Source organism: Actinacidiphila cocklensis, assembly GCF_907177275.1.
GTDB lineage: Bacteria > Actinomycetota > Actinomycetes > Streptomycetales > Streptomycetaceae > Actinacidiphila > Actinacidiphila cocklensis.
This window is the reverse complement of the sequence record NZ_CAJSLV010000024.1, coordinates 73,296-93,744: the sequence shown is the minus strand read 5'-3', so window position 1 is coordinate 93,744 and position 20,449 is coordinate 73,296. Positions and strand designations below refer to the sequence as shown.

General features: G+C 69.7%; 14 protein-coding genes and 1 tRNA gene. 3 read left to right on the top strand and 12 right to left on the bottom strand.

Annotated features, from left to right (window positions below):
- Positions 1-83: 83 nt before the first annotated feature.
- The 7 genes from NFU81_RS04240 to rplK form a co-directional block, all read right to left on the bottom strand.
- Positions 84-3,983, bottom strand: coding sequence for a DNA-directed RNA polymerase subunit beta' (locus NFU81_RS04240; RefSeq protein ID WP_251485102.1), 3,900 nt, complete (start codon positions 3,981-3,983; stop codon positions 84-86).
- A 99-nt stretch (positions 3,984-4,082) separates the two neighbouring features.
- Positions 4,083-7,568, bottom strand: a complete 3,486-nt coding sequence (gene rpoB, locus NFU81_RS04235) for a DNA-directed RNA polymerase subunit beta (RefSeq protein WP_251485100.1) — start codon at positions 7,566-7,568, stop codon at positions 4,083-4,085.
- A gap of 572 nt (positions 7,569-8,140) precedes the next feature.
- The gene (rplL, locus tag NFU81_RS04230; protein ID WP_251485098.1) at positions 8,141-8,527 is read right to left on the bottom strand and encodes a 50S ribosomal protein L7/L12; all 387 of its coding nucleotides are present in this window, start codon (positions 8,525-8,527) and stop codon (positions 8,141-8,143) included.
- Positions 8,528-8,676: 149 nt separating this feature from the next.
- Positions 8,677-9,213: a 50S ribosomal protein L10 gene (gene rplJ, locus NFU81_RS04225; protein ID WP_033177774.1), complete on the bottom strand. Its 537-nt coding sequence runs from the start codon at positions 9,211-9,213 to the stop codon at positions 8,677-8,679.
- A 313-nt stretch (positions 9,214-9,526) separates the two neighbouring features.
- Complete coding sequence (locus NFU81_RS04220; protein ID WP_251485096.1) at positions 9,527-10,456, bottom strand: SCO4651 family lipoprotein; 930 nt, start codon at positions 10,454-10,456, stop codon at positions 9,527-9,529.
- A 203-nt stretch (positions 10,457-10,659) separates the two neighbouring features.
- Positions 10,660-11,385, bottom strand: a complete 726-nt coding sequence (rplA, locus tag NFU81_RS04215) for a 50S ribosomal protein L1 (protein WP_251485094.1) — start codon at positions 11,383-11,385, stop codon at positions 10,660-10,662.
- Positions 11,386-11,647: 262 nt separating this feature from the next.
- Positions 11,648-12,082, bottom strand: coding sequence for a 50S ribosomal protein L11 (gene rplK / locus NFU81_RS04210; protein WP_205044592.1), 435 nt, complete (start codon positions 12,080-12,082; stop codon positions 11,648-11,650).
- 225 nt (positions 12,083-12,307) lie between these two features.
- On the opposite strand from rplK, the gene NFU81_RS04205 reads away from it, so the two are divergent.
- The gene (locus NFU81_RS04205; protein WP_422665143.1) at positions 12,308-13,105 is read left to right on the top strand and encodes an SGNH/GDSL hydrolase family protein; all 798 of its coding nucleotides are present in this window, start codon (positions 12,308-12,310) and stop codon (positions 13,103-13,105) included.
- A 75-nt stretch (positions 13,106-13,180) separates the two neighbouring features.
- Here the strand turns inward: NFU81_RS04205 and nusG are convergent, their stop codons facing one another.
- From nusG to NFU81_RS04190, 3 genes are all read right to left on the bottom strand, one after another.
- The gene (gene nusG / locus NFU81_RS04200; protein WP_251485092.1) at positions 13,181-14,077 is read right to left on the bottom strand and encodes a transcription termination/antitermination protein NusG; all 897 of its coding nucleotides are present in this window, start codon (positions 14,075-14,077) and stop codon (positions 13,181-13,183) included.
- A gap of 112 nt (positions 14,078-14,189) precedes the next feature.
- The gene (gene secE / locus NFU81_RS04195) at positions 14,190-14,474 is read right to left on the bottom strand and encodes a preprotein translocase subunit SecE (protein ID WP_251485323.1); all 285 of its coding nucleotides are present in this window, start codon (positions 14,472-14,474) and stop codon (positions 14,190-14,192) included.
- 107 nt (positions 14,475-14,581) lie between these two features.
- A tRNA-Trp gene (locus NFU81_RS04190) sits at positions 14,582-14,654 on the bottom strand.
- 211 nt (positions 14,655-14,865) lie between these two features.
- On the opposite strand from NFU81_RS04190, the gene NFU81_RS04185 reads away from it, so the two are divergent.
- Both NFU81_RS04185 and NFU81_RS04180 read left to right on the top strand, forming a co-directional pair.
- The gene (locus NFU81_RS04185) at positions 14,866-16,104 is read left to right on the top strand and encodes a pyridoxal phosphate-dependent aminotransferase (protein WP_251485090.1); all 1,239 of its coding nucleotides are present in this window, start codon (positions 14,866-14,868) and stop codon (positions 16,102-16,104) included.
- Between the two features lie 100 nt (positions 16,105-16,204).
- The gene (locus NFU81_RS04180; protein ID WP_251485088.1) at positions 16,205-17,239 is read left to right on the top strand and encodes an adenosine deaminase; all 1,035 of its coding nucleotides are present in this window, start codon (positions 16,205-16,207) and stop codon (positions 17,237-17,239) included.
- A 159-nt stretch (positions 17,240-17,398) separates the two neighbouring features.
- On the opposite strand, the gene NFU81_RS04175 is transcribed toward NFU81_RS04180, so the two are convergent.
- Positions 17,399-19,213 carry a helix-turn-helix domain-containing protein gene (locus tag NFU81_RS04175; RefSeq protein ID WP_251485086.1) on the bottom strand — a complete coding sequence of 605 codons (1,815 nt, stop codon included), beginning with the start codon at positions 19,211-19,213 and terminating at the stop codon, positions 17,399-17,401.
- 103 nt (positions 19,214-19,316) lie between these two features.
- Complete coding sequence (locus tag NFU81_RS04170; RefSeq protein ID WP_251485084.1) at positions 19,317-20,357, bottom strand: UDP-N-acetylmuramate dehydrogenase; 1,041 nt, start codon at positions 20,355-20,357, stop codon at positions 19,317-19,319.
- Positions 20,358-20,449 lie beyond the last annotated feature (92 nt).

Below are 20,449 nucleotides of genomic sequence, written 5' to 3'. Positions count from 1 at the left end.
CTCCATGATGCCGCAGAGCGGCCGCTCCGCGAGGGAGCGACCGCTCTGTGACGTGCCTGGAACTACCGGAAGGCGGCGACCGATCAGCCGTTGTACGGGCCGTAGTCGTAGTCCTCCAGCGGGACGGCCTGGCCGGAGCCGGAGCCGAACGGGCTGTAGTCGATGTCGTCGTAGCCGACGGCCGAGTACATCGCGGCCTTGGCCTCCTCGGTCGGCTCCACCCGGATGTTGCGGTAGCGGGACAGGCCCGTACCGGCCGGGATGAGCTTGCCGATGATGACGTTCTCCTTCAGGCCCAGCAGCGAGTCCGACTTGGCGTGGATCGCCGCGTCGGTCAGCACCCGGGTGGTCTCCTGGAAGGACGCCGCCGACAGCCACGACTCGGTGGCCAGCGACGCCTTGGTGATACCCATCAGCTGCGGACGACCCGAGGCCGGGTGACCGCCCTCGGAGACGACCCGCCGGTTCTCGGTCTCGAACCGGCCGCGCTCGACCAGCTCGCCGGGCAGCAGCTCGGCGTCGCCGGACTCGATGATCGTCACCCGGCGCAGCATCTGCCGGATGATGATCTCGATGTGCTTGTCGTGGATCGACACACCCTGCGAGTTGTAGACCTTCTGCACCTCGGCGACCAGGTGGATCTGCACCTGGCGCTGGCCCAGGATCCGCAGCACGTCGTGCGGGTTGGTCGCACCGTAGGTGAGCTTCTGGCCGACCTCGACGTGGTCGCCCTCGCCCACCTGCAGCTTGACGCGCTTGGAGATCGGGTAGGCGAGCTCCTCGGAGCCGTCGTCGGGGGTGACGACGAGCTTCTTGGTCTTCTCGGTCTCCTCGATCCGCACCCGGCCGGCCGCCTCGGAGATCGGGGCGACACCCTTCGGGACACGGGCCTCGAACAGCTCGACGACACGCGGCAGACCCTGCGTGATGTCGTCACCGGCCACACCACCGGTGTGGAAGGTACGCATCGTCAGCTGGGTGCCGGGCTCACCGATCGACTGGGCGGCGATGATGCCGACCGCCTCGCCGATGTCCACCAGCTTGCCGGTGGCCAGCGAACGCCCGTAGCAGTACGCGCAGGTACCGACGGCCGACTCGCAGGTGAGGATCGAGCGGGTCTTGACCTCCTCGACCCCGTGCCGCACGAGCTGGTCGATCAGCACGTCGCCCAGGTCCACGTTGGCCGGCGCGATGACCTTGCCGTCCACCACGACGTCCTCGGCGAGCATCCGCGCGTACACGCTGGTCTCGACGTCGTCCGTCTTGCGCAGCGCGCCGTCCGCGCCGCGCTCGGCGATCCGCAGCTTCAGACCGCGCTCGGTGCCGCAGTCCTCCTCACGGATGATCACGTCCTGCGAGACGTCCACCAGACGACGGGTCAGGTAACCCGAGTCGGCGGTACGCAGCGCGGTGTCGGCCAGACCCTTACGGGCACCGTGGGTGGAGATGAAGTACTCCAGCACGGACAGGCCCTCACGGAAGGACGCCTTGATCGGACGCGGGATGGTCTCGTTCTTGGCGTTCGAGACCAGGCCTCGCATACCCGCGATCTGACGCATCTGCATCATGTTTCCGCGGGCGCCCGAGTCGACCATCATGAAGATCGGGTTGGTCTTCGGGAAGTTGGCGTTCATCGCCGCGGCAACCTCGTTGGTCGCCTTGGTCCAGATGTTGATCAGCTCGTCCGAGCGCTCCTGCTTGGTGATCAGGCCGCGCTCGTACTGCTTCTGGACCTTCTCGTCCTGTGCCTCGTAGGACGCGATGATGGCCTTCTTCGCCTCCGGCACCACGATGTCGGTGACCGAGACGGTGACGCCGGAACGGGTCGCCCAGTGGAAGCCCGCCGCCTTCAGGTTGTCGAGCGTCGCCGCCACGATGACCTTCGGGTAGCGCTCGGCGAGGTCGTTGACGATCTCGGAGAGCTGCTTCTTGCCGACCGCGTAGTCCACGAACGGGTAGTCCTCGGGCAGCAGCTCGTTGAAGAGCGCGCGGCCCAGGGTCGTCCGCAGCCGGAAGCTGTCGCCGAGCTGGTAGGGCTGCTCGCCCTCGCCGGGCTCCGGCGGCAGCCAGCCGCGCGGCGGGACGGTGCCCACCGGGAAGCGGATGTCGACCGGCGCCTGCATCGACAGCTCGCGGTTGTCGAACGCCATGATCGCCTCGGCGGTGGCGCCGAACGCCCGGCCCTCACCCGTGACCTCGCGCTCCTCGGAGTCCGTGGTCAGGAAGAACAGGCCGAGCACCATGTCCTGGGTCGGCATGGTGACCGGGCGGCCGTCGGCCGGCTTGAGGATGTTGTTCGAGGACAGCATCAGGATGCGGGCCTCGGCCTGCGCCTCGGCCGACAGCGGCAGGTGCACGGCCATCTGGTCGCCGTCGAAGTCCGCGTTGAAGGCGGTGCAGACCAGCGGGTGGATCTGGATGGCCTTGCCCTCGACCAGCTGCGGCTCGAAGGCCTGGATGCCCAGGCGGTGCAGGGTCGGTGCACGGTTCAGCAGCACCGGGTGCTCGGCGATGACCTCTTCGAGCACGTCGTAGACGACCGTGCGGCCGCGCTCGACCATGCGCTTGGCCGACTTGATGTTCTGCGCGTGGTTGAGGTCCACCAGGCGCTTCATCACGAACGGCTTGAAGAGCTCCAGCGCCATGGCCTTGGGCAGGCCGCACTGGTGCAGCTTGAGCTGCGGGCCGACGACGATCACCGAACGGGCGGAGTAGTCGACGCGCTTGCCGAGCAGGTTCTGCCGGAAGCGGCCCTGCTTGCCCTTGAGCATGTCGGACAGCGACTTCAGCGGGCGGTTGCCGGGTCCGGTGACCGGGCGGCCGCGGCGGCCGTTGTCGAAGAGCGCGTCCACGGCCTCCTGGAGCATGCGCTTCTCGTTGTTCACGATGATCTCGGGCGCGCCGAGGTCGAGAAGCCGCTTCAGGCGGTTGTTGCGGTTGATCACGCGGCGGTACAGGTCGTTCAGGTCGGAGGTCGCGAAGCGGCCACCGTCCAGCTGCACCATCGGACGCAGGTCCGGCGGGATCACCGGGACGCAGTCCAGCACCATGCCGTTGGGCTTGTTGGTGGTCTGCAGGAAGGCGGAGACGACCTTCAGGCGCTTGAGCGCCCGGGTCTTCTTCTGCCCCTTGCCGGTGCGGATGATCTCGCGGAGGCGCTCGGCCTCCTGGTCCAGGTCGAAGGACTCCAGGCGCTTCTGCAGCGCCGCGGCACCCATCGAGCCCTGGAAGTACGTGCCGAAGCGGTCGCGCAGCTCGCGGTAGAGCAGCTCGTCGCCCTCCAGGTCCTGGACCTTGAGGTTCTTGAACCGCGCCCACACCTCGTCGAGCCGGTCGATCTCGCGCTGCGCACGGTCGCGCAGCTGCTTCATCTCGCGCTCGGCACCCTCGCGGACCTTGCGGCGGACGTCGGCCTTGGCGCCCTCGTTCTCCAGCTCGCCGAGGTCGGCTTCCAGCTTCTTCTGCCGGCCCTCGACGTCCGCGTCACGGCGCTGCTCGACCTGCTGGCGCTCCACCGAGACCTGGGCCTCGAGGGAGGGCAGGTCGCGGGTGCGGCGCTCGTCGTCGACCCAGGTGATCATGTACGCCGCGAAGTAGATGACCTTCTCCAGGTCCTTCGGGGCGAGGTCGAGCAGGTATCCCAGGCGGGACGGGACACCCTTGAAGTACCAGATGTGGGTGACGGGGGCGGCAAGCTCGATGTGGCCCATCCGCTCACGGCGCACCTTGGCGCGAGTGACCTCGACGCCGCAGCGCTCGCAGATGATGCCCTTGAAGCGAACCCGCTTGTACTTGCCGCAGTAGCACTCCCAGTCCCGGGTGGGGCCGAAGATCTTCTCGCAGAAGAGCCCGTCCTTTTCCGGCTTGAGGGTGCGGTAGTTGATGGTCTCCGGCTTCTTCACTTCGCCGTGCGACCAGGTCCGGATGTCGTCCGCGGTGGCGAGGCCGATCCGCAGCTCGTCGAAGAAGTTGACGTCGAGCACTGTGTCGTCAATCCCTCTCAGGGTTGATTCTCAAATGGTCTGAACGGGTCGTGGGGGCCGCCCGGGCTCCCCTTCCAAAGGGGTCCGGGCGGCAACCCGTCAGACCTCTTCGACGCTGCTCGGCTCGCGCCGGGACAGGTCGATTCCGAGCTCTTCCGCGGCGCGGAACACGTCCTCGTCGGTGTCGCGCATCTCGATGGACATGCCGTCCGAGGACAGCACCTCCACGTTGAGGCACAGCGACTGCATTTCCTTGATGAGCACCTTGAAGGACTCGGGAATGCCGGGCTCGGGGATGTTCTCGCCCTTGACGATGGCCTCGTAGACCTTCACGCGGCCGAGCACGTCGTCGGACTTGATGGTCAGCAGTTCCTGGAGTGCGTATGCGGCGCCGTACGCCTCCAGCGCCCACACCTCCATCTCGCCGAATCGCTGCCCGCCGAACTGCGCCTTACCACCCAGCGGCTGCTGGGTGATCATCGAGTACGGACCGGTGGACCGGGCGTGCAGCTTGTCGTCCACCAGGTGGTGCAGCTTGAGGATGTACATGTAGCCGATCGAGACCGGCTCGGGGAACGGCTCGCCGGAGCGGCCGTCGAAGAGCCGGGCCTTGCCGGACGGCAGCACCATGCGGTCGCCGTCGCGGTTCGGGACCGTGGACTCGAACAGTCCACGGATCTCGTCCTCCCGGGCGCCGTCGAAGACCGGCGTCGCCACGTTGGTGCCGGGCTCGACCCGGTGGGCGTCGATCGCCTCCAGGCGGCGGGCCCACTCGTCGGCGACACCGGAGACGTCCCAGCCCTGCTTGGCCAGCCAGCCCAGGTGGATCTCCAGCACCTGTCCCGGGTTCATCCGGGACGGGACGCCGAGCGGGTTGAGGATGATGTCGACCGGGGTGCCGTCCTCCAGGAACGGCATGTCCTCGACGGGGAGGATCTTGGAGATGACGCCCTTGTTGCCGTGGCGTCCGGCCAGCTTGTCGCCGTCGGTGATCTTGCGCTTCTGCGCCACGTACACGCGCACCAGCTGGTTCACACCGGGGGGAAGCTCGTCGCCCTCCTCGCGGTCGAAGACCCGGACGCCGATGATCTTGCCGACCTCGCCGTGCGGGACCTTCAGCGAGGTGTCGCGCACCTCGCGGGCCTTCTCACCGAAGATCGCCCGCAGCAGGCGCTCCTCCGGGGTCAGCTCGGTCTCGCCCTTCGGGGTGACCTTGCCGACCAGGATGTCGCCGGCGACCACGTCGGCGCCGATCCGGATGATGCCGCGCTCGTCGAGGTCCGCGAGGACCTCCTCGGAGACGTTCGGGATGTCCCGGGTGATCTCCTCCGGGCCGAGCTTGGTGTCACGGGCGTCGACCTCGTGCTCCTCGATGTGGATCGAGGACAGGACGTCGTCCTGCACGAGGCGCTGCGACAGGATGATCGCGTCCTCGTAGTTGTGGCCCTCCCACGGCATGAACGCGACCAGCAGGTTCTTGCCGAGCGCCATCTCGCCCTCGTCGGTCGACGGACCGTCGACCAGCACCTGGCCCACGACGACCCGGTCGCCCTCGTCGACGACGACCTTCTGGTTGAAGGAGGTGCCCTGGTTGGAGCGGGAGAACTTCGCGACCCGGTAGGTGGTGTACGTACCGTCGTCGTTGGTCACCGTGACGTAGTCGGCGGAGACCTCCTGGACCACACCGTCCTTCTCGGCCTTGATCACGTCGCCGGCGTCGACCGCGCAGCGGTACTCCATGCCGGTGCCGACCAGCGGCGCCTCGGCCTTGATCAGCGGCACGGCCTGGCGCATCATGTTCGCGCCCATCAGGGCGCGGTTGGCGTCGTCGTGCTCCAGGAACGGGATCATCGCGGTCGCGACCGACACCATCTGGCGCGGCGAGACGTCCATGTAGTCGACGTCGTCACCGGGGATGTAGTCGATCTCGCCGCCACGGCGGCGGACCAGCACGCGGGACTCGGCGAACCGCAGGTCCTCGGTCAGCGGCGCGTTGGCCTGCGCGATGACGAAGCGGTCCTCCTCGTCGGCGGTCAGGTAGTCGACGTCGTCGGTGACGACGCCCTCGACGACCTTGCGGTACGGCGTCTCGATGAAGCCGAACGCGTTGACCCGGCCGTAGGAGGCCAGCGAGCCGATCAGACCGATGTTCGGGCCTTCCGGCGTCTCGATCGGGCACATCCGGCCGTAGTGCGACGGGTGCACGTCACGGACCTCGAAGCCGGCCCGCTCACGGGACAGACCACCGGGGCCGAGCGCGTTGAGCCGGCGCTTGTGCGTCAGGCCCGACAGCGGGTTCGTCTGGTCCATGAACTGGGACAGCTGGCTGGTGCCGAAGAACTCCTTGATGGAGGCGACGACCGGCCGGATGTTGATCAGAGTCTGCGGCGTGATCGCCTCGACGTCCTGAGTGGTCATGCGCTCGCGCACGACCCTTTCCATACGGGCGAGACCCGTACGGACCTGGTTCTGGATCAGCTCGCCGACGTTGCGGATGCGGCGGTTGCCGAAGTGGTCGATGTCATCGGTCTCGACCATGATCGAGCGGCCGGACTCGCCGACCGTCTCGGTCTCGCCGGCGTGCAGCCTCACCAGGTACTTGATCGTGGCGAGGATGTCGTCGGTGGTGAGCACGCCGGCGTCCAGCGGCTCGTCGGCGCCGAGCTTCTTGTTGACCTTGTAGCGGCCGACCTTGGCCAGGTCGTAGCGCTTCGGGTTGAAGTAGAGGTTCTCCAGCAGCGTCTGGGCGGCCTCCTTGGTCGGCGGCTCGCCCGGGCGCAGCTTGCGGTAGATGTCGAGCAGCGCGTCGTCCTGGCCCTGGGTGTGGTCCTTCTCCAGGGTGGCGCGCATCGACTCGTACTCGCCGAACTCCTCCAGGATCTGCTCGGTGCTCCAGCCGAGGGCCTTGAGCAGCACCGTGACCGACTGCTTGCGCTTGCGGTCGATGCGGACACCGACCATGTCGCGCTTGTCGATCTCCATCTCCAGCCAGGCACCCCGGGAGGGGATGATCTTGGCCGAGAAGATGTCCTTGTCAGACGTCTTGTCGATGGAGCTGTCGAAGTACACGCCGGGCGAGCGGACCAGCTGCGAGACGACGACACGCTCGGTGCCGTTGATGCAGAAGGTGCCCTTGTTGGTCATCAGCGGGAAGTCGCCCATGAAGACCGTCTGGGACTTGATCTCGCCGGTCTCGTTGTTGGTGAACTCGGCGGTGACGAAGAGCGGGGCGCCGTACGTGAAGTCGCGCTCCTTGCACTCGTCGAGCGAGTTCTTCGGCGGCTCGAACCGGTGGTCACGGAAAGTGAGCGACATCGACCCGGAGAAGTCCTCGATCGGGGAGATCTCCTCGAAGATCTCCTCGAGACCTGACTTCCTGGGGACGTCCTGCCCGCTGTCCAGGGCCGCCTCGACCCGAGCCTTCCACGCGGCATTGCCGAGCAGCCAGTCAAAGCTCTCGGTCTGAAGCGCGAGGAGGTTCGGAACTTCGAGCGGTTCACGGATCTTCGCGAAGGAGATGCGCAGCGGAGCGGTGCTTGCGCCGTTGTTCGAATTGGTGGTCGAGGCGTTGCGCGAGGCGGCCAAGAGGGGGTCCTTCCGAGGGCTCGGACTCACTACGCGCGTACCGGTCCGCCCCTGAGGACCAGAAGAAAACCCTGATGACGGGCCTCTTCAGCAGTGCTCAGACGTGGGCATGCTCCTGGTGACGGGCCAGGCAGCAGCTAACAGGCAGCGCAAAGGGTCAGTGTAGCCACTTGGCACACTGATGTCCAGAGCTGAGATTCGGAGTACCGAATCGTCGCCCCCTCTGCCCGTCTGGCGGGTCCCAGCCTCGGAACCTGGAACCGCGTCCGTCAACCCTGCCGTCGTGCTGCGTCCTGCTGCATAGCCATGCATTCCCGCATCGCCGCCGATCCATGCATCGGACCTCGACCGAAGTCTGCGGCGCGTCCTGAGAATTGCGCGCCGCGTGCCATACGTCAAGGCCCCAGCCCTGCGGACCTGCTCCGAGGCCTGTCCGCGGACCCGCTCCCCGCAGGAAGGGATCACACTACCCGGCGGGTACGACAGAGCCGCTACGGCCCGCCGCCGGCGCCGGGAACGACCGAGGGCGGCCACCCTTTCGGGTGGCCGCCCTGCGGCGGGTGGAGCAGAGGTTACTTGACCTCGACCGAGGCACCGGCGGCCTTGAGCGCCTCGGCGCCCTTCTCCGCGGCGTCCTTGGCGACCTTCTCCAGGACGGGCTTGGGAGCGCCGTCCACGAGGTCCTTGGCCTCCTTCAGGCCGAGCGAGGTCAGCTCGCGCACGACCTTGATGACCTGGATCTTCTTGTCACCGGCGGCGGTGAGGATGACGTCGAACTCGTCCTGCTCCTCGACGGCGTCGGCGACGACACCCGGGCCCGCGGGGCCGGCAACGGCGACCGGGGCGGCGGCGGTGACGTCGAACTTCTCCTCGAACGCCTTCACGAACTCGGCGAGCTCGATGAGGGTGAGGGTCTCGAACTGGGCGAGCAGTTCGTCCTGGCTGAGCTTGGTCGCCATGATGGCGGTCCTTCCACTAAATCGGCAGGTGCCGGATGTACAAGTCGGCGGGCGTACGGTCGGCCCGCGTCGGCCGGTGCGCCGGGGCGTGCCCCGGTTGCGCCGGCCTTGACCGGCGCCTTGCGGCGCCGGTCATCGTGCGAGCCGAATTACTCGGCACCGCCCTGCTCGGCCTCGGCCTTCTTGGCACGAAGCGCCTCCGCGGTGCGGACGAACTTCGAGGGGAGCGCCTGGAAGAGCGCGGCAGTCTGGGACTGCTTGGCCTTCATGGCACCCGCCAGCTTGGCGAGCAGAACCTCGCGGGACTCGAGGTCCGCAAGCTTCTTGATCTCGTCGGCGGACAGCGCCTTGCCGTCAAGGACACCGCCCTTGATGACGAGAGCGGGGTTGTCCTTGGCGAAGTCGCGCAGACCCTTCGCCGCCTCGACCGGGTCACCGGTCACGAAGGCGACAGCAGACGGACCCGCGAACAGGTCGTCGAGCTGGTTGATCCCGGCCTCGTTGGCCGCGATCTTGGTCAGCGTGTTCTTCACCACGGCGTACGTGGCGTTCTCACCGAGCGAACGGCGCAGCGTCTTGAGCTGCGCCACGGTGAGACCGCGGTACTCGGTCAGCACTGCGGCGTTCGAGGAGCGGAACTGATCCGTCAACTCGGCAACCGCGGCAGCCTTGTCGGGCCTCGCCATGAGTCTCGGCCTCCTTCCGGGGTGATTGCGGACCGCCCGGAGTCGAAGGAGGTGACGTGGCAATGACGAACGCCCCGGCGCAGGCGCACGGGGCGTGACTCCACGAAGTCCACAAGGGGCTTCGGAGTACTCCACGATCACCTGCGCGGGCCGTCCGCGTGCTGCGGAATCCTTCGGCCGCCACGCCCTTTTCGGGGCACGGCGACGACCAGCGGTCTTTGGCTTCTCGGGAAGCGTACGGGAGAGCGGCCCCGCGGAGCAAATCGCCCGCGGGGCCGCCCTCAGCCGTGGCTCAGCCTGCCTCAGCCCGGCCTCAGCTCTGCTGCCCCTGCTTCATCGCGTCGGCGAAGTCGACGGTGTCGAACGCGGCCGGCGGCTGCGTGCTCACCGTGGTGCCGAAGTCGGAGTAGTAGACGGTCGACTTCATCATGCCGATCTTGGCGGCCGCCACGGAGACGGCCTTCACCGGAAGGTTGTCCTTCGACACCCACAGGTCGATGGTCTCGGTGGTCATGCCCGCCTTGGTCAGGCTGTCCTTGACCTCCTGCTGCTCCTCGGCTGTGAGGCCCTGGATCGTCCGCCCGGAGATGTCCTGGAGGTCGAGCGTGGCCCGGTAGTGCGTGGCCTGCACGCCCCTGACCGTCTCGGTGCCCAGGCTCTTGGCGTTGGGGGACGCCAGGGCCACGTCCACGCTCTTGACCGGGTTGAAGTTCTGGGCGGCATCCTTCAGGGCCGCACCCGAGCCGCCGGCGAGCTTGGCCATGGAGTCGTAGCCGTACTTGATCCAGTGCTTGCCGCCGAGCTGCGCGGCCATCGCCGGCCCCATGTTCGCGTAGTACGCGTCCGGAAGGTAGCGCGCGGCCATCGTGGCCGGCATCCCCGACTTCTTCAGCTGGTCGGCCATGGCGCCGCCGGTGTAGGTGATCGACATGTCACCGACCAGGCCGTCCGACCAGTCCATCTCGCCCTTGCCGGTCATCGACATCGTGCTGCCCATCGAGACCACCGACTCGACCTTCGCCGAGTGCACGCCGGTGGTCGTCTTCTTCACCAGGTCCAGTGCCGTGATCGCGTGCGCGACCCCCGACAGCCCCTTGCTGTTGTCCGTGGCCGCCGGAGCGGCCGTCGGGGCGTCCGTCTTGTCGCCCCCGGACGCCGACGAGCCGAGCGGCCCGCAGGCCGCCAGCGCCAGCGCCGACACGGCGGCGACACCCGCCGCCGCCACACCCCTGATCCCACGCATGTTCCCAGCCCCCTCGCGGGGACCACACGCCCCCGTCTCAACCAGCGGAACACTAACGCACGCGGCTGACAACCCCGCGTCGGGCAGGCCTTGTTCGGAGAGCCTGCGGGCACCCTGCCCCGCAGCACAGCGAAACGCCCCGCACCGCCCCGGAGGACCGGGGGGTGCGGGGCGTTCAGGCTTCGCGCCCGGGCGCCGTCGTGTCAGACGGAGGCCGGGTCCTCCTCGACGAGGAGGTTGCGGGTGCGGTTGGGGTCGATCGGGATGCCGGGGCCCATGGTGGTGGACACGGCAGCCTTCTTGACGTAACGGCCCTTGGCCGCGGACGGCTTGAGCCGCAGGATCTCGTCCAGCGCCGCTGCGTAGTTCTCCACCAGGAGGGTCTCCTCGAAGGAGACCTTGCCGATGATGAAGTGCAGGTTGGAGTGCTTGTCCACGCGGAACTCGATCTTGCCGCCCTTGATCTCGGTGACCGCCTTCGCCACGTCGGGCGTCACGGTGCCGGTCTTCGGGTTCGGCATCAGACCACGCGGGCCGAGGACGCGGCCGAGGCGGCCGACCTTGCCCATGAGGTCGGGGGTGGCGACGACGGCGTCGAAGTCCAGCCGGCCCTTCGCCACCTCATCGATCAGTTCGTCGGAGCCGACGATGTCGGCTCCCGCGGCTTCCGCGGCCGCAGCACGGTCACCGGTCGCGAAGACCAGGACCCGGGCGGTCTTGCCGGTGCCGTGCGGAAGGTTCACGGTGCCACGGACCATCTGGTCGGCCTTGCGCGGGTCGACACCCAGGCGGAAGGCGACCTCGACGGTCGAGTCGAACTTGGTGGTCGCGGTCTCCTTGGCGAGGCGGACGGCCTCCAGGGGCGCGTACAGGCGCTCCTGGTCGATCTTGGCGTCCGCAGCGCGGAGAGACTTGCTGCGCTTGCTCACGTGCGTGCTCCTGTTGTCGTGACGGAGTCGTGGTGCGGGCCGAGCCGGCCCTTCCACAGTGGTGCCTTGCGGGGTTCGCTGATCAGCCCTCGCGCTTTTCCGCTCGGGCTTCCTGCTCACTCGTTCCGCGGACGGCCTCGTTCCTCGGCCGGCCGCTGCGCGAGCTCGGGCGTCAGCCCTCGACCTTTTTCGCTCGGGCTTCCTGCTCACTCGTTCCGCGGACGGCCTCGTTCCTCGGCCGGCCGCTGCGCGAGCTCGGGCGTCAGCCCTCGACCGTGATGCCCATGGAACGGGCGGTACCGGCGATGATCTTCTCGGCGGCGTCGAGGTCGTTCGCGTTCAGGTCGGGGAGCTTCGTCGTGGCGATCTCCCGCACCTGGGCGCGGCTGAGCTTGGCGACCTTCTTGACGTGCGGCTCGCCGGAGCCCTTGTCGACACCCGCGGCCTTGAGGATCAGCTTGGCCGCCGGCGGGGTCTTGGTGATGAAGGTGAAGGTGCGGTCTTCGTAGACCGTGATCTCCACCGGGATCACCATGCCGCGCTGCGACTCCGTCGCCGCGTTGTAGGCCTTGCAGAACTCCATGATGTTCACGCCGTGCTGGCCCAGCGCGGGGCCGACCGGCGGCGCCGGGTTGGCCGCGCCGGCGTTGATCTGGAGCTTGATCAGCCCCGTGACCTTCTTCTTCTTGGGAGGCATTGCTCTCTCCGGGTCCTGTTGAGAGTTTTTCCGTGCCTGCGAGCAGGCATACCGCACCACGATAGCGGGTAACGCCCCCTGCCCTGAAATCCGCCGGCCCCACCCTCGTCCCAGCAGCACCTGAAGTTCCGGTCTACGCGGGAAGAATTCTTGGCATGAACACTTCCCGGAGCGGGCTACCGGCTGGTACCAAAGTCCTGCAGCGATCCTGCTCTTGGAGGTTCCGTGAGACTGACCAGGTCCTTAACCGCCCTCGCCGCACTCGCGTTCGCCCTGGTGGCGGCGCTGGTGCTGACCACCGGCCCGGCACAGGCTGCCGGGCCTGCCTATGTCGCGCTCGGGGATTCGTACTCCGCCGGGAACGGCGCAGGCAACTACATCAGTTCCAGCGGCGACTGCCACCGCAGCAACAGCGCCTACCCGGCACTGTGGGCCAGCGCCCACAGCCCGTCCTCGTTCACCTTCGCCGCCTGCTCCGGTGCGGTGACCAGCGATGTGACCGGCAGCCAGCTCGGCGGGCTCAACTCCTCCACCGGGCTGGTCACCGTCACCATCGGCGGCAATGACGCGGGCTTCTCCGACGTCATCACCACCTGCGTGACCGGCTCCGACAGCACCTGCGTCAACCGGGTCAACACCGCCGAGGCCTTCGTCAGGAGCACCCTGCCGGGCCGCCTCGACACCGTCTACAACGCCATCCACGCCAAGGCGCCCAACGCCCACGTCGTGGTCCTCGGCTACCCGGACATCTACACCCTCAACGTCTTCTGCATCGGGCTCAGCGCCACCAAGCACCAGAAGATCGACGAGGCCGCCGACGTCCTGGACACCACCACGGCCTCCGTGGCGGCCGCCCACGGCTTCACCTTCGGCGACGTCCGGACCACCTTCAAGGGCCACGAGCTCTGCTCGGGCGACGACTACCTGCACTCCCTGGTCATCTCCCCGTCCTGGGAGTCCTACCACCCCACGGCCACCGGCCACTCGGCCGGCTACCTGCCGGTCCTGAACGCCAACGACTGATCGGCGCCACCCCGTACGCGACCGAGCCCCTGCTCCCACGAACGGGAGCAGGGGCTCGGACGGAAGACGCGAGGGTCAGTTCTTCTGGATCTGGTCGAAGCTCAGCTCGACCGGGGTCTCCCGGCCGAAGATCTCGACGAGGCCCTTGACCTTCTTGGAGTCCGCGTTGATCTCGTTGATCGTCGCCTGGAGGGTGGCGAAGGGGCCGTCGGTGACGGTGACCGAGTCGCCGACCTCGAAGTCCAGCACCTGGACCTCGACCTTGCGGGGCTGGGCGGTGCCCTCCGCGATCGCGGCGGCCTCGGCGGCTGCCTCGACCTCGGGGGCCAGCATCTTCACGATCTCGTCGAGGGTCAGCGGGTACGGGTCGTACGCGTTGCCCACGAAGCCCGTGACACCGGGGGTGTTGCGGACGACGCCCCAGGACTCGTTCGTCAGGTCCATGCGGACCAGGACGTAGCCGGGGAGCTTGTTCTGCCGGATGGTCTTGCGGTCGCCGTTCTTGATCTGAACGACTTCCTCCTGCGGGACCTCGGCCTGGTAGATGTACTCCTCGACGTTCAGCGAGACGGCACGCTGCTCCAGGTTGGACTTCACCCGGTTCTCGTAGCCGGCGTAGGTGTGGATCACGTACCACTCGCCGGGCAGGGTGCGCAGCTCCTCACGGAACGCGGCCACCGCGTCGACCGGGGTCAGGGGCGCCGCGGACTCCTCGTCCTCGGACTCGTCCTCATCGCCGGTCTCGTCCTCGGACTCTACTGCGGACTCGTCCTCGGACTCGTCGTCGGCAGAGCCCTCGGCCTCTTCCGCGTCTTCCGATGCGTGGACGGCGGCCTGCTCGGCGGGTTCACCCTCGGCCAGGTCGGCGGCAACCGCCTGGTCGACGTCGCCGTCGGCGGCCTCGACGATGTCGAGCGCGGTTTCGGCGCCCTCGACGGACTCGTCGGTGTCGTACACGTTCGGGTCAGACACGGTGACAGCTTCTTCCTGACTTCAAAGGTGGCACTGCGGGCGGGGCGGCCGGCGGCCTGCACCCTCCGCGGACTGGCGGGACCGGCCGAAGACAGCTCAGCCGGAAAGCTGCTCAGCCGAAAACGGCGGAAATAAGCTTCCCGAAGCCCCAGTCAACCACGGCCACGAACCCGATGACGACCACAACGAAGACAATCACCACAGTGGTGTACGTGGTGAGGTCGTTACGGGTGGGCCAGACGACCTTGCGAAGCTCCGCGATGATCTGGCGGTAGAAAAGCGCAAGGCGACCCAGCGGGCCCTTCTTGCCGCGCTTGCCTCCGCGGCGGGGCTTCCGGTCGGTGTCCTTGTCGTCCTGAGTCGCGTCAGGCTCCGGGACCTCGATGGAGTCCGTGATCTCAGTCACTCGTCCTCACCTGACTCCGGGTCGTGGCCGTGCCGCGCCCGTCGCGCGGTACGGCGAGTGCTTATCTGCCTGCCCACGTCCAGGTCGGACGTGTGGAGCAGGGCCGGAGGGACTTGAACCCCCAACCGCTGGTTTTGGAGACCAGTGCTCTACCAATTGAGCTACGACCCTTCGACAGACACTCCCAACGTAACGCAGGCGACTTCGCCGGGAGGGCCATCGACGGTTGAGTGTACGTGCTCCGGCGCTCCCCGTCGAACGCCTTGCAAGGGAGTTGCTCAGGATCACGTGCAATCAGGTTCAAACCTCGACATGCACCCGAACTTCAGTCCAGCGTCAAACCCCGGTGCCACCCGGTCCCGGTGTCTGGGACCATGCAGTCATGACCGCAGCCACTCCCTCTGTACCACCCGCAAGCGACCGGCGGGTGTCGGTCCGTATCGGCTCGATCTCCGAGTCCGCCACCCTCGCCGTGGACGCCAAGGCCAAGGCCCTCAAGGCCGCCGGGCGCCCGGTGATCGGCTTCGGCGCCGGAGAGCCCGACTTCCCGACGCCCGGGTACATCGTCGACGCCGCCGCCGAGGCCTGCCACAACCCCAAGTACCACCGCTACACCCCGGCCGGCGGGCTTCCGGAGCTGAAGGCGGCCATCGCCGCCAAGACGCTCCGCGACTCGGGCTACGAGGTGGACGCCTCGCAGGTGCTGGTCACCAACGGCGGCAAGCAGGCCATCTACGAGGCCTTCGCCGCCGTGCTCGACCCGGGCGACGAGGTCATCGTGCCCGCCCCGTACTGGACCACCTACCCCGAGTCGATCCGGCTCGCGGGCGGGCTGCCGGTCGAGGTCGTCGCCGACGAGACCACCGGCTACCGGGTCAGCGTGGAGCAGCTGGAGGCGGCCCGCACCGAGCGGACGAAGGTGCTGCTCTTCGTCTCGCCGTCCAACCCCACCGGCGCCGTCTACAGCCGCGAGGACACCGAGGCGATCGGCCGCTGGGCCGTCGAGCACGGCCTGTGGGTGCTCACCGACGAGATCTACGAGCACCTGGTCTACGGCGACGCCGCCTTCAGCTCGCTGCCCGCGCTCGTCCCCGAGCTGCGCGACAAGTGCATCGTGGTCAACGGCGTGGCCAAGACGTACGCGATGACCGGCTGGCGCGTCGGGTGGATCGTCGGCCCCAAGGACGTGGTGAAGGCCGCGACGAACCTCCAGTCGCACGCCACCTCGAACGTCAACAACGTGGCCCAGGTCGCGGCGCTCGCCGCCCTCACCGGCAACCTGGACGCGGTCGCCGAGATGCGCACCGCCTTCGACCGCCGCCGGCAGACCATCGTGCGGATGCTCAACGAGATCGACGGCGTCGTCTGCCCGACCCCCGAGGGCGCGTTCTACGTCTACCCGTCGGTGAAGGCCCTGCTCGGCAAGGAGATCCGCGGCAAGCGCCCGGCGACCTCCGTGGAGCTGGCCGCCCTCATCCTGGACGAGGCCGAGGTCGCCGTCGTCCCCGGTGAGGCCTTCGGCACCCCGGGCTACCTGCGGCTCAGCTACGCCCTGGGCGACGAGGACCTGATCGAGGGCGTCGCGCGGCTGCAGAAGCTGCTGGGCGAGGCCACGGACTGACCCCCCGCGCGCGGGGAATCGGGCCGCGCGCGCATTCGGGCAAGCCCCCGTTCGGAGAAAACGGTTCCGGGCGGGGGCTCGCGTATAGCAGGATCTTGGAATGGCACGCGATGCACGTACGGGGCCGGCGCGGGACATCCGGCGCCTCCCCAAGGCACACCTCCACCTGCACTTCACCGGCTCCATGCGCCCGTCCACCCTGCTGGAACTGGCCGACAAGCACGGCGTCCACCTGCCCGAGGCCCTCACCTCGGGCGAGCCGCCCAAGCTGCGGGCCACCGACGAGCGCGGCTGGTTCCGCTTCCAGCGGCTGTACGACGCCGCCCGCTCCTGCCTGCGCACCCCGGACGACATCCACCGGCTGGTGCGCGAGGCCGCGCAGGAGGACGCCGCCGACGGCTCGGGCTGGCTGGAGATCCAGGTCGACCCGACCTCATACGCGCCCCGGCTCGGCGGGCTCATCCCGACCCTGGAGATCATCCTCGACGCGGTCCGTATCGCCTCCCGCGACACCGGCGTCGGCATGGCCGTAGTGGTCGCCGCGAACCGTATGAAGCACCCGCTGGACGCCCGTACGCTGGCCCGGCTCGCGGTCCGCTACGCCGACCAGGGGGTCGTCGGCTTCGGCCTGTCCAACGACGAACGCCGGGGCCTGGCAAGGGACTTCGACCGCGCCTTCGCCATCGCCCGGGACGGCGGCCTGCTCGCCGCACCGCACGGCGGGGAGCTGGCGGGGCCTGCCAGCGTCCGCGACTGCCTGGACGACCTGCACGCGCAGCGCGTCGGCCACGGCGTACGCGCGGCCGAGGACCCGCATCTGGTCCGCCGGCTCGCGGAGACCGGCGTGACCTGCGAGGTCTGCCCGGCGTCCAACGTCGCCCTGGGCGTCTACGACAAGCCCGAGGACGTACCGCTGCGGCACCTCTACGACGCGGGGGTCCCGATGGCGCTGGGCGCCGACGACCCGCTGCTCTTCGGGTCCCGGCTGGCCGCGCAGTACGAACTCGCCCGTGACGTCCACGGGTTCACCGACCAGGAGCTGGCGGAACTGGCACGCCAGTCGGTGCGCGCCTCCCGGGCGCCGCAGGACGTCCGCGACCGCATGCTGGCCGACATCGACGTCTGGGCGCGCTGACGCCCTTCTGGAAGCCCCCTGGTCTCGCCCGCCCCCGTCGCCCGGGCGAGACCCCCGCCGAGCAAACAACCATGCGAGCGCGCCCCGCGCATCTGCTCCGATGCACAGTCGGGCCACCGGTGCCGCTCCCGATGCACATCCGGGTGCGGGTGGGCGCGCTCAGAGGGTGAGCGCACCGGCGATGTGGGCGGCCAGCGCGAGGTCGTGGACGCCGCACACCCCGTTGGCCGACTGCGCGGTCGGCCCGCCGGCCCCGGGGTGGGAGATCAGCGGCTCGCGGACCTGCGCCTCGGCCCGCCGCAGCCGGGCGGCCACCGTCTTGGGGTGCACCCCGAGCCGGCCGGCCGCGCCCGGTGTGTGCTGCCCCGCCTCGATCCACGTGACGACCGTCGGCAGCAGGTCCGCGTCCAGCCGTCGCAGGTACTCCTCGGCCCAGCGCCGCGCCGCGGCGTCCGCCAGCAGCTCGTCGAACCCGGGCACGCGTCCTGACCCGGTGGCGTCCAGGTCCAGCCGGGAGATCCGCAGTGCCAGGTCCAGCCTGATCCGGTCGGCGAGCCGGCCGAGGTCGAGCCCCAGCGCCTCCCCCACCGCCTCCGCCCGCTGCCGCACGGTGTTGCGGTGGAAGCCGGCCAGCCGCGCCGCGCCGATCGGGCCGTACGCCAGCCACAGCCGCATCCCGTCGAGCCACTCGGCCCGGCGGGCGGGCGGCCAGCCGTCGAGCGGGGCCAGCAGCGCCGCCGCCCACCGGCCCGCGGCCGCGGCGGGCAGCAGGCGCACCAGTTCGATGTCCGGCGTGAAGACCGCGTAGCGGTCGGGGCTCGATCCGGCCGCGGCCAGCGCCCGCGTCGCCTCGCCGTGCGCGTCGGCGAGCCCGTCCAGCGGTGCGGTCCTGCTGGCGCCGAGCCGGAAGCCCTTGCGCCGGGACACCAGGTCGCGCAGCAGGGCCTCGGTGGGCGCGTCGGGCGTCGCGACGATGATCACCTGGTGGTCGTCCACCGGGCAGCCGACGACGAGCCCCGCGTCGCCCAGGTGGTAGTGGCACGCCGACACCAGGGTGTCGCGGTGGGCGGCCCGGCCGCCGACGACGTACACCCGCGCGTGGTCCGCGGTGAGCACCTCGGGGCTCATCCCCAGCGGGTGCGCCGCCCGCCTGGCGGCCAGCACCTGCCCGGACATCAGCATCTGCAGGACCGAGGAGCGTATCGGCGCCCGCTCGCCGTCCGCCGCGGCCCGCATCCGCAGCCACGAGGACAGCAGCAGTTCGGCCATCGTGACGGCCTCGGTGACCGGCTGCGGCCAGCCGGCCGTCCGCGCCCGCGCCACCACCAGCACGTCGTGGGGCGGCACCGGGCCGAGCGCGTACAGCCGTACGTTCCACTCGCCGACGTCCGCGGTCGCGGCCTGCGTCCTGCCGTCGGTCAGTTCCGCGACGCGGTCGGCGGGCAGCGTCAGGCCGCCGCCGAGCGGGGGCGGCGGGCGGTGCGGGGCCAGCAGGACGGCCTGGCCGCCGACCGCGCCGGCCAGCCAGTGCAGGACGCCGGCCGCGGTCTCGGGGGCCGTCGAGAGCTGCTTGGCGGACTCCAGCAGGTCCTGGAGGCGGCGGCCGGCGGCGGCCTCCAGGTCGGCGAGCAGCTGGGCCAGGCGCGGCACCGTGCACGTCTCGGGGTCGGTCAGCAGCACCGGCAGCCGGTGCCGCCCCGCCGCGTCCAGGATGCGCTGCGGTGCCGGTTCGCTCACCGCGAGCGCGGCCGCTCCGGCCTGCGCGAGGGCGCGGATCTCCGCGTCCTGTGCGGCGGGCGCGGACGGCTCCGCCAGTACGGCCAGCACGTCGCGCCAACCGCGCTCGCGGGCGGGAACGGCTCCGGGGTCGGCCGGCCAGACCCCGGCGACCGGCCGGTCGCCCTCGCCGGCCACCCGCCCGGCGCGGCGGAGCCGGTCGGGGGCAGAGCTGATCAGGGTGTCGAGGGTGAGCACGGCTTTCTCCCGTGGGGCGCGGGCTCCCGTGGGGGGGCGTCGTACCGCCGAGTAAATCAGGAAATCCCGGGCATGGCGGTGGGCCTCACCCTCGGTGACGGACTCAGAGGTGGACGCCGACCATCACCGGCTCGTTCACCAGCGTCACGCCGAAGGCCGCGTGGACGCCGTCGCGGACCTCGCGGGCTAGGGCGAGCAGGTCCTCGGTCGTGGCGGCGCCGCGGTTGGTCAGCGCCAGCGTGTGCTTGCCGGAGATCCGGGCACGCCCCGTGCCGTAGCCCTTGGTGAAGCCGGCCTTGTCGATCACCCAGGCCGCTGAGGTCTTCGTGCGCTCGCCGTCCGCGGGGAAGGCGGGCGGGGCCGTGTCGGGGCCGAGGCGGTCGTGGACGCGGTCCAGGAACGCGGCGAATTCGGCGGCGGACAGCACGGGGTTGGTGAAGAAGGAGCCGGCCGACCAGGTGTCGTGGTCGGCCGCGTCCAGCACCATGCCCTTGCCCGCGCGCAGCGCCAGCACCGTCGCACTGGCCTTCTCCAGCGGCACCCGCTCGCCCGGCTCCACGCCCAGGGCGCGGGCGGTCTCTGCGTACTTCAGCGGGGCGGACAGCCCGCCGGCGTCCTCCAGGGCGAAGCGGACGCGCAGGACGACGTAGCGGGCCGGGTCCTCCTTGAACCGGCTACTGCGGTACGAGAAGGCGCACTCGGCGGCGGGGAGGGTGACCGTCTCCGCGGTCCTGCGGTCGTAGGCGACGACCTCGGTGATGGTGCTGGAGACTTCCTGGCCGTAGGCGCCGACGTTCTGGATCGGGGTGGCGCCGGCCGAGCCGGGGATGCCGGCCAGGCACTCGATGCCGGCCAGGCCCGCGCGGACGGTCGCGGCGACGGCGTCGCTCCAGGTCTCGCCGGCGGCGAGTTCCAGGGTGCGGCCGCTGAGGTCGGCGCCCTGGGTGGCGATGCGGATCGCGGTGCCGTCGAAGCCCTGGTCGGCGATGACGAGGTTGCTGCCGCCGCCGATCAGGAGGACCGGCTCGCCGCGGGAGTCGGCGTCGCGGACGGCGGCGACGAGGTCGGCGTCGGTGCGGGCCGTGACCAGGCGGGCGGCGGGTCCGCCGAGGCGGAAGGTGGTGTACGGGGCGAGGGGGTGCACGGGACCAGCTTATTTGGCCGGGCTGACAGCGGGTCCCGCGCCTCCCGGCCGCGGGCACGCGAAAGGGGCGGGGTGCCCGGGCGGACCCCCGC